The organism is Achromobacter agilis, from assembly GCF_900496965.1.
Classification (GTDB): Bacteria; Pseudomonadota; Gammaproteobacteria; order Burkholderiales; family Burkholderiaceae_B; genus Achromobacter; species Achromobacter agilis.
In genome coordinates this window covers 48,335-63,798 of record NZ_UFQB01000023.1, presented here as the reverse complement: position 1 = coordinate 63,798, position 15,464 = coordinate 48,335, and the positions used below count along the sequence as shown (strand labels likewise).

Below are 15,464 nucleotides of genomic sequence, written 5' to 3'. Positions count from 1 at the left end.
GACGGCGCCGATGGGCTTTTGCATCTAGGCTCGTGGCGCGGCTGGACCTGTGTTCAGGGACGGGGTTTGCGTTGCCCCCTGCTTGCGGCCGCGCGGGCGGCCGCAAGCAGCATACGCGGGCTGGGGCGTCGGGGCAGTGTGCGCTTTCGCGAGTGCAATGAGCGGTTTGCTAATGGCGCCGCAATCGGTTTTGGGGTGGGCGGTGATGGGTGGCGCGCGGCGACGGCCTGCTTGCGCATGCGGACCCGGACGCGCGCCACCCATCCGGCGCCGGGGTTCAAGTGGCGATTGCTGCGGCAGATGTCTGACGGTATGCCTCAGGTGCCTCAGGTGTCAGACACCCCACGGCAAGGCGCCACAGGCTTGAAGCAATGCATCGGGGTGTCTGACACCTGGCATCTCCCCCCAACAACGCGCAGCGTCATCGCCAACCGCAAGACGCCGCGTAAGCCCCATGCCAGCCGCCCGCGCGGCCGGCATGGGGCGGGCATCGCAAGATACTCCACCACCACCCCACCCGCGGCAAGAACCCCAAGCACACCGTCCGCCCCGCTGACGTCAAGTTTCAAACACCCGAGCCCGGCGCGTCGGGGGCCTGGGGTGCGCGGGGAGTCGATAAGCCCGAGGGAATCCGAAGGGAAGGCCGTAGGCCTGGACGAGGATGACGAAGGGGAAGTCCGGGGCGAAGGCTCCGGACCGCAATCGTTGACCCGCGCGCCCCAGGCCCCCGACGCGACGGGCGTCTTAAAAACCCGAAACGACGCCCGCCCCCTCCCTGTACCCCTTAAACTCCTCCCAAAAACCACAACGACATGGAGGAGCGACATGCGCATTCTGCTGGTCGAAGACAATCTCGACCTCGGCGATGCCGTGGAAAGCAAGCTGCGCTCTGCCGGGCACAGCGTGCAATGGGTGCGGGACGGCATATCAGCCCTGAAATGGGGGTTGGACGAAACCTGGGATGCGCTCGTGCTGGACATCAACCTGCCCGGCAAGGACGGCTTCACCGTCATCCGTGAACTGCGCGCCGCCGGGCTGGAAGCCCCTGTCCTGGTCATGACCGCGCGCTCCGAAATCGAAGACAAGATCGACATGCTGGACCTAGGCGCGGACGATTACCTCGTCAAGCCCTTCGACCTGCGCGAACTGGAGGCCCGGCTGCGGGCGCTGATGCGCCGCCCCGCCGGCCAGACCAGCAGCGTCACCGTCTATGGCAACCTCAGCCTGGACCTGGCCAACCGCCACGTCAGCCTGGCCGGCGAGCCGCTGGAGCTGGGGCGGCGAGAATTCCGCCTGCTGGAGATCCTGGTGGGCAGGCTGGGCCAGACCGTCGCCAAGGAGCGCCTGATGAACCAGCTCTTCGACCTCGACGACGGCTCCCTCAACGCACTGGAACTGCTGATATCGCGGCTGCGCAAGAAACTGGCGGGCGCCTCGGTCGACATCGTTACGGTGCGCGGCGTCGGCTATCAGGCCCGCAACCATGAGCATCCCTGAGAGCTTTTCGATCCGCCGCCGCGTATTCACGCTGGGCGTGCTGCTGCTGGCCTGCGCGCTGATCGGGCTGGTGTTCTTCCTGCGCGGCTATGCGCAGCGCGCGGCGGAGCAGGCCTTCGACCGGCTGCTGGCCGCCTCCGCGCTGACCATCGCCGGCTCGGTGCAGATCGAAGACAACAACGTGACCGTGGAACCCCCGGTGTCTTCGCTGGCCATGCTCTCGGGCGGCGAACGCGTGTTCTACGAAGCGCGCGCCTCCAACGGCCGGCTCATCACCGGCTATGACGACCTCGCGCCCGGCCTGCCGCTGGCCCAATCCGCCGCCCCCGTATTCGCCTACCTGAACTATCACGACGAACCCGTGCGCGTGGCGACCGTCGGGCGCCTGGTGTCCGCCAGCCAGCATGCGGGATGGGTCACCGTGCGCGTGGCGGAGACGCTGGGTTCGCGCGCGGCCCTGGCCGACGAAATCCTCGGACGCAGCGTGCTGCCGCTGATCGTGGTGTCCCTGGTCGCGCTGGGCCTGCTGTGGTTCGGCGTGCAGCGTGCCTTCGCGCCGCTGGGCGTGGTCGAGCGGGAATTGCGCAGCCGCGCGCCGGAAGACCTGGCCCCGCTCGTCACGCCGGTGCCTCGTGAAGTGAAGCGGCTGGTCGAAGCGCTGAACGCCTTCATGCAGCGCCTGTCGGGCATCATGGATACGCTGAACACGCTGGTGGCCGACGCGGCGCACCAGGTCCGCACGCCCCTGGCCTCTCTGCGCGCGCAGGCCGAGGTCGCCCTGGACGAAACCGATCCGCAGCGGCTGCACGCACGGCTGGAACGCATCCACCAGAACGCCACGCACGCCAGCCAGCTGATCAATCAGCTGCTGATGGACGCCACCATCACGCACCGCCTCGGCAAGGGCGCCCGCACGCTGGTCGGTGTGGCGGAAACCATCAACGAAACGCGGCGCCGCATCGGCCCGCTGGAGGCGCAGCGGCTCCGCATCGAGATCGCGCCCGGCGTGCGCCGCGCCCGGATCGCCGGCGATCGCGTGGCCCTGCGCGAAATGCTGCGCAACCTGGTAGACAACGCCTTGCGCTATGCGCCCGCGGGCCCGGTGGACATCCAGGCAACCCCGGTGGCGGGCTTCCGCGTGGCGCTGACCGTATCGGACCGCGGCCCCGGCGTCGCCGACGACGAAAAAGACGCCGTGCAGCAGCGGTTCGTGCGCGGGCGGGCGGGCGATATGCAGCCAGGCTCCGGCCTGGGGCTGGCCATCGTGCGCTCGGTGGCCGCCGCCCACGGCGGCTCGCTCTGGCTGCAGGACCGCCCCGGCGGCGGCCTGACGGCGCGCATCATCCTGCCGCTGGCGCGCTCCGCGCCCTGGCGCTCGGCGGCCGCCGGCCTGGGCGCGCTATGCGTCGCCGGCCTGCTGCTGGCGGCGGCGCCCACCGGGGTGCGCGCCGCCGACGTCTCCGAGATCGTCACCCGCTACCCGGCCCCGCAACCCTCCTCCCGGGTCCTGACCATCGCCGGGCCCACGGATACGCCCGTGGTGGCGCCGCTGATCCAGGGTTTCCAGTCGCAGCGGCCGGACGTGACGGTGGTGTACCGCGAGCTGGGCAGCCGCGAACTCTACGAGGCCGCCGTCGAGGGCCGGCTGAAGGACGTGGACGTGCTGATGAGCTCGGCGTCGGACCTGCAGATCCGCCTGGCCAACGACGGCTACGCGCTCAGCTACGCCTCGCCCTACGCCGCCAAGCTGCCGTCCTGGGCGATCTGGCGCCACGAGGTCTATGGATTCACCTTCGAGCCCGCCGTCATCGTCTACAACCCCAAGCGCTTCACCGAAGCCACGGTGCCGCGCTCGCGCCAGGACCTGCTGCGCCTGCTGGAACGGGATCCGGCCAGGCTGCACGGCCGCGTCGGCACCTACGACATTTCCGCCAGCAGCGTGGGCTATCTGCTGGCCGAGCAGGACGAACTGGTTTCATCCAACTTCTGGGGGCTGGCCAACGCCATGGGGCAGGTCGGCGTGCGGCTGTCCGCCACCAGCGCCGAAATCCTGGACGCCATCGAACGCGACGACATCGACCTCGGCTACAACATCCTCGGTTCCTACGCCCTGTCGCGGCAGGCGGCGGGCAGCCCGATCGGCGTGGTGTTCCCGCAGGACTACGTGCTGGTGCTGGCGCGCTCGGTGCTGATCGCCCGCACCGCGCCCAATCCGGACCTGGGGCGCGCGCTGGTGGACTGGCTGCTGTCGCCCGCGGGTCAGCAGGTCGCGTCCAGCCATGCCGCGCTGGGCTCGATCATGGAAGACACGCCCGGCCGCTGGACGTCAGAGGCCGTCCTGGCGCGCTCCCAGGGCATCGTGCAGCCGGTGGTGCTGAGCCCCGCCCTGCTGGTCGGCCTGGACCAGCGCCGGCATTCGCGCTTCGTGCAGAACTGGATCCGGCTGGTGACGGACACGCCCGCAAGGGATTTCCCCTAGACCCGACCTGTCGCCATGACAGGACGACGACAGACGCCCACTCCTAAGATGGCCGCAGGCTGGACCCAGATCCGGCTTCTGCCCATTCCAACGGAGACAACACCCATGCTTGCCAAGTCCCAACTGGCGGCCGCCTGCGCCGCTGCATTCGCCATCGCCACCGGCAGCGCCTTCGCGCAGCAAGTGCCGGCGGGTTACCCGGCCGACTATCAGAAGATCCTGGACGGCGCCAAGAAGGAAGGCAAGGTCGTCATCTACTCGACCACCGACACCAAGGCCGCGGGCCCTATCATCAAGGGCTTCGAAGCGCTGTATCCGGGCGTCAAGGTCGAATACAACGACATGAACAGCACCGAGCTCTACAACCGCTACATCAGCGAGCAGGCCGCCGGCGGCGGCAGCGGCGACATCGTGTGGAGCTCGTCGATGGACTCGGCGCTGAAGCTGGCCACCGACTACGCCCTGAAATACAAGTCGCCCGAAACCGGCAAGCTGCCGGCCTGGGCGATCTGGAAGGATTCGGCTTACGGCACCACGTACGAACCGGCAGTATTCATCTACAACAAGCGCCTGATCTCCGCCAACGAAGTGCCCACCACGCACACCGCGCTGGCCAAGCTGGTCTCGAGCCAACCGGACAAGTTCAAGAACAAGGTCACCACCTACGACATCGAAAAGTCCGCCGTGGGTTTCATGCTGGCCGTGCAGGACAAGGCAAATGATCCCAAGTACTTCGAAACGCTCAAGGGCATCGGCGCCGGCGGCCTGATCGTGCAGTCGTCCACGGGCACCATGATGGAGCGCGTGTCTTCCGGCGAAAACCTGATCGGCTACAACATCCTGGGCTCCTACGCGGAAACGCGCGCCAAGAACGATCCTTCGCTGGGCGTGGCCTATCCCACCGACTACGCGCTGGTCCTGTCGCGCGTGGCATTCATCAGCAAGAAGGCGAAGAACAAGAACGCCGCCAAGCTGTGGATGGACTACCTGCTGTCCCAGAAGGGCCAGGAAATCATGGCCAACCAGGCCGACCTGGCTTCCGTGCGCGACGACATCGACGGCGACAACGACGTGGACGGCATGACCAAGAAGCTGGGTGCCTCGCTCAAGCCCATCCCGGTCGACGAAACGTTGCTGGACTACCTGGAGCAGAACAAGCGCCTGCAGTTCATCAAGGACTGGCGCGCCGCGACGGGCAAGTAACGCCCCCCCGGCCCCGGGACGGCGCCGCGCGTCCCGGCCGGGCGCGCGCCGCCCGCCCGGCCGCCGCTAGAGCGGGCGCCCGCGGCTTACGCGCCATTCGAGACAACAGGATTTTCCCATGCAGTCATTGCGCAGAAAATGGCAGTCCCTGCCCCGCGGCGTGGTGGTGCTGATCACGGCCCTGGCGATTTACGTGCCGCTGTCGTTCATCATCGTCCAGAGCTTTCTCTCCGCGCCGTTCTTTTCCCCGTCCAAGGTCTTCAGCCTGGACGCATTCCGCTTCATTTTCGCGGACCCCGATTTCTACAAGGCCCTGAAGAGCGGCTTCATCCTCGCCTTCGGCCTGGCCATCATCGCCATCCCGCTGGGCGGCATGCTGGCCTTCCTGATGATCCGCACGGACCTGCCCGGCCGCCGCTGGATCGAGCCGCTGATCCTGGTGCCCGTGTTCGTGTCGCCCATGGTGCTGGGCTTCGGCTACGTGGTGGCCGCCGGCCCCGTCGGCTTTTTCTCGACCTGGGTGCAGAACCTGCTGGGCTTCGTGCCCTGGAACGTCTATTCGCTGACCAGCATCGTCATCATCGCCGGCCTGACGCACGTGCCGCACGCCTACCTGTACATCTCGTCGGCGCTGCGCAGCATGGGTTCGGACGTGGAGGAAGCCGCCCGCGTGGCCGGCGCCACGCCGCTGCGCGTGATGGTGTCGGTCAGCCTGCCGATGGTGCGCCCGGCCATGCTGTACGCCACCGTGCTGCTGTTCTTCCTGGGCCTGGAAGTGTTCGGCCTGGTGCTGGTGCTGGGCGACCCGGAAGGCAACCTGGTGCTGGCCACGTACCTCTACAAGCTCACGAACAAGCTGGGCATTCCCTCCTACCACCTGATGGCCGCGGTGGCCGTGGTACTGATCTGCATGACGATCCCGCTGGTGATGCTGCAGCGCCGCCTGATGCGCAGCGCCAACCGCTTCGTCACAGTGAAGGGCAAGGCCTCGCGCGCCCGGCCCCTGCCGCTGGGCAAGTGGCGCTGGGTGGCCGGCGCGGTGGTGGCCCTGTGGCTGCTGGTGACCATCGTGGTGCCGCTGATGGGCGTGCTGCTGCGCGCGTTCGTCTCCAACTGGGGGATGGGCGTGTCGCTGTTCGACGTCCTGTCGCTGGACGCGTTCCGCACGGTGTTCGCCCAGCCCAACCTGCTGCGCGCCATCGTCAACTCGGTCGCCATCGGCGTGTTCGGCGGCGCGCTGGCGGTGATGTGCTACATGTTCGTGGGCCTGGCCATGCACCGCAAGCCCGACAACGTGACGCGCTTCATGGACTACAGCGTGCTGGTGCCGCGCGCGGTGCCGGGCCTGCTGGCCGGCCTGGCGTTCCTGTGGGTGTTCCTGTTCGTGCCGATGTGGCTGGACAACGCGCTGGACGTGGACGAAGGCGGATGGCTGTCGGCCCTGCCCTTCGCCGAGTGGCTGCGCGAGAACTTCATCGAATGGCTGCGCGCCCTGCGCAGCACCATCTTCAGCGTGTGGCTGGCCTATACGGTGGTCTGGATGGCCTATGGCCTGCGGCTGATTTCCTCGACCCTGCTGCAGGTCGGCCCCGAGCTGGAAGAGGCCGCCCGCAGCGCGGGCGCGCGCCGCGGCCAGATCACCCGCCACGTCACCGTTCCGCTGGCCAAGTACGGCCTGATCGGCTCCTGGCTGCTGATGTTCCTGATCTTCGAGCGCGAATACTCCACCGGCGTGTACCTGCTGTCGCCGGGCACCGAGACCATCGGCTCGATGCTCGTGTCGTTGTGGGCCTCGGGCGCCATCGATATCGTGGCCGCGCTTTCCTTCATCAATATCGTTCTGGTCGTGATCGGCCTGGGCATCGCCCTGCGATTCGGAGTCAAACTTCATGATTGAGCTTTCTGTAGAAGACCTGCACCTGGACTACGGCGACAACCCGGTGCTCAAGGGCGTGTCGATGCAGCTGCGCCAAGGCGAAGTGGTCTCCTTGCTGGGGCCCTCGGGCAGCGGCAAGACGACGCTGCTGCGCGCCGTGGCCGGCCTGGAAGGCCCCAAGCGCGGCCGCATCACCATCGGCGACCGCGTGGTCTACGACGGCACGGCCAGGCAGGAGATCCCCGCCGAAGAGCGCAACCTGGGGCTGGTTTTCCAGTCTTACGCGCTGTGGCCCCACAAGACCGTGTTCGAAAACGTCGCCTATCCGCTCAAGCTGCGCAAGACCCCCAGCGCCGAAGTGCGCGAGCGCGTGCAGGCCGTGCTGGACCAGCTGGGCCTGGGCAAGCTGGGTCAGCGCCACCCGCACGCGCTGTCCGGCGGCCAGCAGCAGCGCGTGGCCATCGGGCGGGCCCTGGTATACAGCCCGCCCGTCATCCTGCTGGACGAACCGCTGTCCAACCTGGACGCCAAGCTGCGCGAAGAAGCCCGCGCCTTCCTGCGCGAGCTCATCATCCGCCTGGGCCTGTCGGCGCTGATGGTGACGCATGACCAGAGCGAGGCCATGGCCATCTCGGACCGCATCCTGCTGCTGAACAACGGCAAGATCGAGCAGCAGGGCACCCCGCAGGAGATGTACGGCACGCCGTCCACCCTGTTCACGGCCGAGTTCATGGGCAGCAACAACCGGCTGGACGGCAAGGTGACCGAAGTGCGCGACGGCCAGGCCCGCATCGAAGGCCGCGGCTGGGCGCTGTGGGGCAAGGCCAGCCCGGGCGTGGCCCAGGGCCAGGATGCCACTGCGGTCATCCGGGTGGAGCAGGTGCGCCTGGCGGACGACCCCGACGGCAACCACCTGGACATGCCGCTCCTGACCAGCATGTACCTGGGCGACCGCTGGGAATACCTGTTCCGCACGCCGGACGCCGACCCGGCCCACACCCTGGCCCTGCGCGCCTACGGGCCGGAAGGCCGCGACCCCGGCCCCTGCCGCCTGGCGCTGCCGGCGGGCAAGGTCTGGGTCTTCCCCCGCGCGACGGCCTGATCCGCCCCCGGCCCCCCCTAGCCCGGGCGGTTACCGGCCCGGGCGGCGCGCGCGGCGGACGCGGACTCGCTCTACAATGCGTGCGTGCAACGTCTTGCTGATTCCTCCTCTCCGCTGAGCCGTTACCTGCTGTGGCTGGGCGCGCCTGCCCAGCACTACCTGCGCATCGGCATCGCGATTTCGCTGTTGGTGCACGCCGGCGCCCTGGCGTGGCGCTTCGGCGCGCCCACGCCCGGCCGCGCGCCGGCCACCAGCCTGGAGATCGTGCTGCTTAATGCGCGCAGCGAAACGCCGCCGGACAATCCGCGCGCGCAGGCGCAGAATCAGATGAGCGGCGGCGGCAACGCCGAGCAGGGCCGCTCCACCACCCCGCTGCCCCGCACCGGCGAATCGGCCGAAACCATCGTGCTGGAGGCCATGCGCCGCCGCCAGGTGCAGCTCGAGGCCGAGCAGACCCGCTTGATGACCCAGCTGCGCTCGGCAGACAAGGCCGGCGCGGAACGGCAGGCCGTCAATCCCTGGCCGGACGGCGCCGACCTCGGCCGGGACGCCGAGGACCAGGCCAGCGTCATCCAGAGCGCCCAGATAGCCGCCCTCGCGGCCCGGGTACAGCAGTACAGCGCCGAGCCCCGCAAGCAATTCGTGGCCCCGTCCGCCGAAGCCTCGCGCTACGCCGCCTACCTGGACGCCTGGCGCACCCGCATCGAAACCGTCGGTACCCAGCACTACCCGGACGAAGCGCGCGGCCGTATCTACGGCTCGCTGCGCATCACGGTGTCCGTGCGCGCGGATGGCAGCATCGCCAACGTCGAAATCGACCAGCCCTCGCCGCATGCCGTGCTGAACCAGGCCGCGCGCCGCATCGTGCAGCTGGCCGCGCCCTTCCCGCCCTTTCCGCCCGACATCGCGCGCGATACCGACGTGCTGGTCATCACCCGCACCTGGCATTTCGTCAACGACACCCTGGAAACCCAAGCCCCATGACCGAGGCGTCCCCTCTTGCCCGATATGCCGTCATCGGCAACCCCATTGCGCATAGCCGCTCGCCTCAAATCCACGCCATGTTCTCCCGGCAGACCGGCAAGCCGCTGCGCTATGACCGGCTGCTCGCGCCGGTGGACGGCTTCGCCGAGGCCGTGGCGGCGTTCGCGGCCGACGGCGGGGTGGGCCTGAACGTCACGGTGCCCTTCAAGCTGGATGCCTACGCCCTGGCGGGCGGCCGCCTGTCCACCCGCGCGCGGCTGGCCGGCGCGGTCAACACCCTATCGTGGCGCGGCGGCGCCTGGCACGGCTGCAACACCGACGGCGTGGGCCTGGTCTCCGACCTGCTGCGCCTGGGCGTGCGCCTGGGCGGCGCGTCCGTGCTCCTCGTGGGCGCGGGCGGCGCGGCGCGCGGCGTGCTGCAGCCGCTGGCCGAGGCCGGCTGCGCCCGCATCCACATCGTCAACCGCACCGCCGCCCGCGCGCAGGCGCTGGCCGAAGCCTGGCACCAGAGCGGCGTGTCGCCGCAGACCCAGGTCACGGCCGGGGGCCTGGCGGACGCCGGCACGCCCGGCGGGTGGAACCTGGTCATCAACGCCACCGCCAGCGGGCTGCAGGACGCCGCGCCCGACCTGCCTCCGGGTCTGTACGCGCCCGGCGCGGCCGGCTACGACATGATGTACGGCGCCCGCCCCACCGCCTTCATGAAACAGGCGGACGCCGACGGCGCCTCGGTCACGGCCGACGGCCTCGGCATGCTGGTGGGCCAGGCGGCCGAGAGCTTCTTCATCTGGCACGGCTTGCGGCCCGACCCCGCGCCCGTCCTCGCGGCATTGCGCGAAGACCTCGCGGCCGGCCACTGAGCGGCATGGCGACGCGCAAGGGCCGCTCCTGGTTCCGGATCATCACCGGCGCACTGATGGCGCTGGTGTGTGCGGTCCTGCTCTATCAATTCTGGCTGTTCGCCCAGGTCGTCTGGTACAACTACCGGGATCCGGGCAGCAGCGCCATCATGCGCGAGGAGTTGTCCCGCCTGCGCGAGGGCAACCCCGCCCTGGAACTGAAGTACGAATGGATCCCCTACGACAAGATCAACCGCACGCTCAAGCGCGCGGTGGTGGCATCCGAGGACTCCAATTTCACCGAACACGACGGCGTCGAATGGGACGCCATCCGCAAGGCCTGGGAATACAACCAGAAACAGCACGAGGCGGGCCGCAGCAAGATGCGCGGCGGCTCCACCATTACCCAGCAGCTCGCCAAGAACCTGTTCCTGTCCAGCTCCCGCAGCTACATCCGCAAGGGGCAGGAACTCGTCCTGACGTACATGATCGAACACGTCATGAGCAAGGAACGGATCCTGGAACTGTATCTGAACGTGGCGGAATGGGGCGTGGGCGTGTTCGGCGCAGAGGCCGCCGCTCAGCACTATTTCAATACCTCCGCCGCCAGCCTGGGCGCCAGCCAATCGGCCCGGCTGGCGGCAATGCTGCCCAATCCGCGCTTCTATGACGGCCACCGCAAATCCCGCTACCTGAACTCCCGGGTCGGCGTCCTGACGCGCCGGATGCAGATGGTCGACATCCCCTGATACGGGGGCCGGACCTGAACGGCAGGATTTGTTAAGCTTTCACGTTTACGCGCACCCTCTTTCCTACATGCGTACCGCACGTCGCTACCTGGCCCGCGAGATTTATCGCTCTTGCGCAGTGGTCCTTATGGCCCTGCTAGGCCTTTTCACGTTCTTCGCGCTGGTCGACGACCTGGACAACGTGGGTGACAAGTTCTCCATGATGGCCCTGCTCTACATGCAGGCGCTGGCGATCCCCACCCGTCTGTACGACCTCCTGCCCATCGGCCTGCTGATCGGCGCCATCCTGGCGCTGGCCGGGCTCGCTCAGCGCAACGAGCTGGTCATCCTGCGCGTGTCCGGCGTCAGCGGCATGAAGCTGCTGCGCATGCTCTGGATCGTGACGATCCCGCTGATGATCGGCGCGGGGCTCCTGTCCGAATACGTCACGCCCTGGGCCGAAATGAAGTCCGGCGAAGCCAATCTGCTGTTCCGCGGCAAGGCCGGCGGCGACCGCCTCAATAGCGGATATTGGTTCAAGGAACCCACCGCCAACGGCGGCACCCGCATCATCAATATCGGCGAGCTCAAGGGCGACGGCCAGGTCAATGCCGTGACCCTCTATGAATTCAAGAAGGACCTGACGCTGTCGGTCCTGTCGACCGCCCCCACCGGCCTGTTCACGCACGGAGACCTGGTGCTGAAGGACGTTTCCGAGACGCGGCTGGACGACAACGCGGCCGAGGCGCTGGCCGACGCGCGCCCCCCGAAGAGCCCGCCCGCCACGGTGGTGAAAGTGCCCGAGCGCACGGTAGACACCACGCTCAGCGCCGAACGCCTGCTCGCCCGCGTGCTGACGCCGGAACGCATGTCGATCGTCACGCTGCTGGACTATGTGGATTATTTGCGCAACAACCAGCTGCAATATGGTCGACAGGTCGTCGCCTTGTGGCGCAAACTGGCATATCCGTTCACCTTGCTGGTCATGATCACCATCGCCGCTCCCATCGGCCTGATGCAGACCCGCCGCGGCGGCGTGGGAGCCAAGGTATTCCTGGGCATCCTGCTCGGCGTGGGCTTCTTCATGCTCAACCAGCTGGCCCTGAACGTAGGCATGCTGGGCAAGTGGCCGCCCTGGCTGACCGCGCTGGGGCCGAATTTGGGCGCCGTGATCCTGGCGCTGGGCGCCATGAGCTACATGGAATACCGCCACACTATCACCCGGATCATCCAACAACGTTGGCCTTGGAGTAAAAGTCCCGCATGAACGGCAGTATCTGGATGATCGGCGACGTGCAGGGTTGCTGCTCGCCGCTGGATCGTTTGCTGTCCCACCCCGACCTAGTCGGCGACCCCAAATCGCGCCTCTGGTTCGCCGGGGACCTGGTCAACCGCGGCCCCCAGTCGCTGGAGACCCTGCGCCGCATCATCGACCTGGGCGACCGCGCCACGTCGGTGCTGGGCAACCATGACCTGCACCTGCTGGCCACGGCCGCGGGCGTGCGCAAGCCGTCCAAGTCGGACACGCTCGAAGAGATCCTGCGGGCGCCGGATGCGGCCGAGCTGATCAACTGGCTGCGGTTCCGCCCCCTGGCGCATTTCGAGCAGGATCACCTGCTGGTCCACGCCGGCACGCTGGCCAAATGGGACGTCGCCAAGACGCTGGCCCTGGCCGGCGAGGTCCAGGACGCCCTGCGCGGCCCGAACTGGCAGAAAGCGCTGCAGAAGATGTACGGCAACGAGCCGGCCACCTGGAAGGAAGACCACAAGGGCGGCAAACGGATGCGGGTCATCATCAACGCGCTGACGCGCATCCGCCTGTGCACGCCCAATGGCCACATGGAGTTCGCCACCAAGGTAACGCCGGGCGCCTGGCCCTCGGGGCTGGTGCCCTGGTTCGACGTCCCGAATCGCGCTACGCGGAACATCACGACGGTTTTCGGCCATTGGTCGACCTTGGGACTGCTGCAGCGGCCGGACGTTATCTGCCTGGATACCGGTTGCGTGTGGGGGGGATCGCTGACGGCGCTGCGGCTGCAGGATCGGAAGCTGGTGCAGGTGAAGTGTTCGCAGTTTCAGGATCCGTTGGCTGAATAGCTTTTTGGGGACGCGGGGCTGCTTTTTTTGCTTCATGGGCGTGTTGTGTCTTCGTCGGCCGCCCGAGCGGCCGAAAACGTCATACGCGGTGGTGGGCGTCGGGACGGTGCGCGCTTTCGCGTATGCGGAGGCAGGTTCGCTATGGTGCGGGGCTTTCTGAGCGCCTCCCCTTCCACAGGTGTCTGACACCCTTGAGAGAAAACCGTCAGGTTGCACAGGTACGTCATAGGGTGTCTGACACCAATCGTGGCAACAGCCGTTTCCCCCGGTGTCAGACACCCGGCTGCAGCACTTCAATCCGTACCGGCATCTCGTAAGGGTGTCAGACACTGAGGCCCCCGTCAGCAGCGAAACGTCCCCCGGTGTCAGACACCCGGCTGCAGCACTTCAATCCGTGCCGGCATCTCGTAAGGGTGTCAGACACTGATGCCCCCGTCAGCAGCGAAACGTCTCCCGGTGTCTGACGCTGAGGCCCGACCAACGGAACGCCGCCCCCCTAGTGCCGAATCTCAGCCAGGAATTTCTGCGCCCGCGCCGTCTCCGGCCGGGTAAAGAATGCCTCCGGCGTCCCGGTCTCGACGATCCGCCCGGCATCCATGAACCAGACCCTATCCGCGACCTCGCGCGCAAATCCCATTTCGTGCGTCACGCAGACCATGGTCATGCCGTCCTTGGCCAGGCCCTTCATTACTTGCAGCACCTCGCCCACCATTTCCGGGTCCAGCGCGCTGGTGGGCTCATCGAACAGCATCACGGGGGGATTCATCGCCAGCGCCCGGGCGATGGCGACTCGCTGCTGCTGGCCGCCGGACAGCTGGGCGGGATAGGCGTCGGCTTTGTGGGACAGGCCGACGCGTTCCAGCAGTTGCAGGGCGCGCTCGCGCGCCTCGGGGCGGCGGGCGCGTTTGAGTTGCAGCGGGGCCAGCATCAGGTTTTCCATCACCGACAGGTGCGGAAACAGGTTGAACTGCTGGAACACGAAGCCGATATGGCTGCGCAGCGTATCCAGGTGCACCTTGGGCCCGTAGATGTCCTGGCCGTCGACCTCGATCACGCCCTTCTGGATGGGTTCCAGCCGGTTGACGGTGCGGATCAGGGTGGACTTCCCCGACCCTGACGGCCCGCACACCACGACCACTTCGCCCTGCGTCACCTGCGCCGTCACATCGGACAGCGCCTGGTATTGGCCATACCACTTCTGCACTTCGGAAAATCGGATCATGTCGGCACCGCGCGAGGAGCAGGCATGAGCCCGGCGCGGCGCCTGCCGATACGGCGTTCGGTCAGGTGCACCAGCGAGCTCAGCCCGAAATTCAGGATGAAATAGGTCAGCGCCAGCAACCCGAAGACCTCGAAAGGCTTGGTCAGCAGCACGCTGTTGATCTGGTTGGCCGCGTAGGTCAGTTCCTGCACGCTGATGACGTAGGCCAGCGACGTCTCCTTTACCGTGGACACGAACTGGCTCAGCATGCTGGGCAGCATGTTGTAGAGCGCCTGCGGCAGGATCACGCGCCGCATGGTCTGCATGTACGACAGGCCCAGCGCGCGGCTGGCTTCCTGCTGCCCGGGCGGCAGCGCCTGGATGCCGGCGCGGATGATCTCCGCCAGATAAGCGCTTTCGTAGCAGACCAGCGCCACCACCATCGTCGTGGTGCCCGCCACCGGCCGGCCGATGATGAGCGGCACGAAGAAGTACGCCCAGAAGATGAACATCAGCAGCGGCAGGCCGCGCACCAGATAGACCACGGCCGACGCCGGCCAGTAGAAGATCCGGTAGGGGCTGATCCGTCCCAGCGCCAGCAGCACGCCGCAGGGCAGCGCCAGCGCCAGGCTGACCGCGGCCAGCCCGAGCGTGGCCGCCAGGCCGCCGACCGGACCGTGCGGATACTGCCCGATAAGCAGCAACAGCCAGTTGTCCTTGAGTATGTCCCACATGATCAGCGCGCTCCCAGCGGACGGTAGCGCCGTTGCAGGAGAGCGCCGCCCCCCATGATCAGGAACGACAGCACCAGGTAAATGACGGTCACGACGGCATAGGCCTCGAACGTGCGGAACGTGTAGTTCTCGATCTCGCGGCCGGCGGCGGTGAGTTCGGTCACGCCGATGGCCATGGCCAGGCTGGTGTTCTTCAACAGCAGCAGGGTCTGGTTGAGCAAGGGCGGAATCGCGATGCGGAAAGCCTGCGGCAGCACGACCTTGCGCATCGTGGCCAGGAAACCCAGGCCAAGCGCGCGCGACGCCTCGATCTGCCCGGCGGGGATGCCCCGCACGGCGCTGCGCAGGTCCTCGCAGACATAGGCGGACATCACCAGCCCGATCGCGATGCAGGACAGGATGAACTCGCTGCCGTGGCTGTTGAGCCAGTCGGTGGCAGCTTGCGGCAGCAGTGCCGGCACACCGAAATACCAGAAGAGAATGTGCACCAGCATGGGCACGTTGCGGTGAAAGGCGACATAGGTCGCGATCACCCCGTTGGCCACGGGCGAGCCCGTCAGGCGGATCACCGCCAGCAGGCTGCCCACGAAAAACGCCAGGATCCAGGCGAATCCAGCCAGCGCCAGGGTAGTGATGAATCCCCTGAGCAGCCAGGCCGGATACTCGCCCTGGAAGATGGCGCCGAAGTCGAAGACGTAATGCATCGAATCAGGCTCCAGCGCGC

The 15,464-nt window shown here is 67.5% G+C and carries 13 protein-coding genes; 10 read left to right on the top strand and 3 right to left on the bottom strand.

What is annotated here, in order from left to right; all coding sequences use genetic code 11:
- Positions 1 to 825 precede the first annotated feature (825 nt).
- From AGI3411_RS23020 to AGI3411_RS22975, 10 genes are all read left to right on the top strand, one after another.
- On the top strand, positions 826 to 1,497 hold the full coding sequence (locus tag AGI3411_RS23020; RefSeq protein ID WP_129529654.1) for a response regulator transcription factor: 672 nt from the start codon (positions 826 to 828) through the stop codon (positions 1,495 to 1,497).
- On the top strand, positions 1,484 to 3,976 hold the full coding sequence (locus tag AGI3411_RS23015; protein WP_129529653.1) for a sensor histidine kinase: 2,493 nt from the start codon (positions 1,484 to 1,486) through the stop codon (positions 3,974 to 3,976). The genes AGI3411_RS23020 and AGI3411_RS23015 overlap by 14 nt, the downstream gene beginning before the upstream one ends.
- A gap of 105 nt (positions 3,977 to 4,081) precedes the next feature.
- Entirely contained in the window at positions 4,082 to 5,179 is a 1,098-nt protein-coding gene (locus AGI3411_RS23010) for an ABC transporter substrate-binding protein (RefSeq protein WP_129529652.1), read from the top strand.
- Between the two features lie 118 nt (positions 5,180 to 5,297).
- Positions 5,298 to 7,076, top strand: coding sequence for an ABC transporter permease (locus AGI3411_RS23005; RefSeq protein ID WP_129529651.1), 1,779 nt, complete (start codon positions 5,298 to 5,300; stop codon positions 7,074 to 7,076).
- Complete coding sequence (locus AGI3411_RS23000; RefSeq protein ID WP_129529650.1) at positions 7,069 to 8,157, top strand: ABC transporter ATP-binding protein; 1,089 nt, start codon at positions 7,069 to 7,071, stop codon at positions 8,155 to 8,157. The genes AGI3411_RS23005 and AGI3411_RS23000 overlap by 8 nt, the downstream gene beginning before the upstream one ends.
- Positions 8,158 to 8,241: 84 nt before the next feature.
- Complete coding sequence (locus tag AGI3411_RS22995) at positions 8,242 to 9,141, top strand: TonB family protein (RefSeq protein ID WP_129529649.1); 900 nt, start codon at positions 8,242 to 8,244, stop codon at positions 9,139 to 9,141.
- Positions 9,138 to 10,001, top strand: coding sequence for a shikimate dehydrogenase (aroE, locus tag AGI3411_RS22990; RefSeq protein WP_129529648.1), 864 nt, complete (start codon positions 9,138 to 9,140; stop codon positions 9,999 to 10,001). The genes AGI3411_RS22995 and aroE overlap by 4 nt, the downstream gene beginning before the upstream one ends.
- A gap of 5 nt (positions 10,002 to 10,006) precedes the next feature.
- Positions 10,007 to 10,729, top strand: a complete 723-nt coding sequence (gene mtgA / locus AGI3411_RS22985) for a monofunctional biosynthetic peptidoglycan transglycosylase (protein ID WP_129529647.1) — start codon at positions 10,007 to 10,009, stop codon at positions 10,727 to 10,729.
- Positions 10,730 to 10,796: 67 nt separating this feature from the next.
- Complete coding sequence (gene lptG / locus AGI3411_RS22980) at positions 10,797 to 11,975, top strand: LPS export ABC transporter permease LptG (RefSeq protein WP_129529646.1); 1,179 nt, start codon at positions 10,797 to 10,799, stop codon at positions 11,973 to 11,975.
- A complete protein-coding gene (locus tag AGI3411_RS22975; protein ID WP_129529645.1) occupies positions 11,972 to 12,805 on the top strand; it encodes a symmetrical bis(5'-nucleosyl)-tetraphosphatase in 834 nt (277 codons plus the stop codon). The genes lptG and AGI3411_RS22975 overlap by 4 nt, the downstream gene beginning before the upstream one ends.
- A gap of 496 nt (positions 12,806 to 13,301) precedes the next feature.
- Here the strand turns inward: AGI3411_RS22975 and AGI3411_RS22970 are convergent, their stop codons facing one another.
- The 3 genes from AGI3411_RS22970 to AGI3411_RS22960 are packed head-to-tail and all read right to left on the bottom strand — an operon-like array spanning position 13,302 to position 15,444.
- On the bottom strand, positions 13,302 to 14,027 hold the full coding sequence (locus AGI3411_RS22970) for an amino acid ABC transporter ATP-binding protein (protein WP_129529644.1): 726 nt from the start codon (positions 14,025 to 14,027) through the stop codon (positions 13,302 to 13,304).
- Positions 14,024 to 14,740, bottom strand: coding sequence for an amino acid ABC transporter permease (locus AGI3411_RS22965; RefSeq protein ID WP_129529643.1), 717 nt, complete (start codon positions 14,738 to 14,740; stop codon positions 14,024 to 14,026). Before AGI3411_RS22965 ends, AGI3411_RS22970 begins: the two co-directional genes overlap by 4 nt.
- Positions 14,741 to 14,742: 2 nt before the next feature.
- Positions 14,743 to 15,444, bottom strand: a complete 702-nt coding sequence (locus AGI3411_RS22960; RefSeq protein ID WP_129529642.1) for an amino acid ABC transporter permease — start codon at positions 15,442 to 15,444, stop codon at positions 14,743 to 14,745.
- Positions 15,445 to 15,464 lie beyond the last annotated feature (20 nt).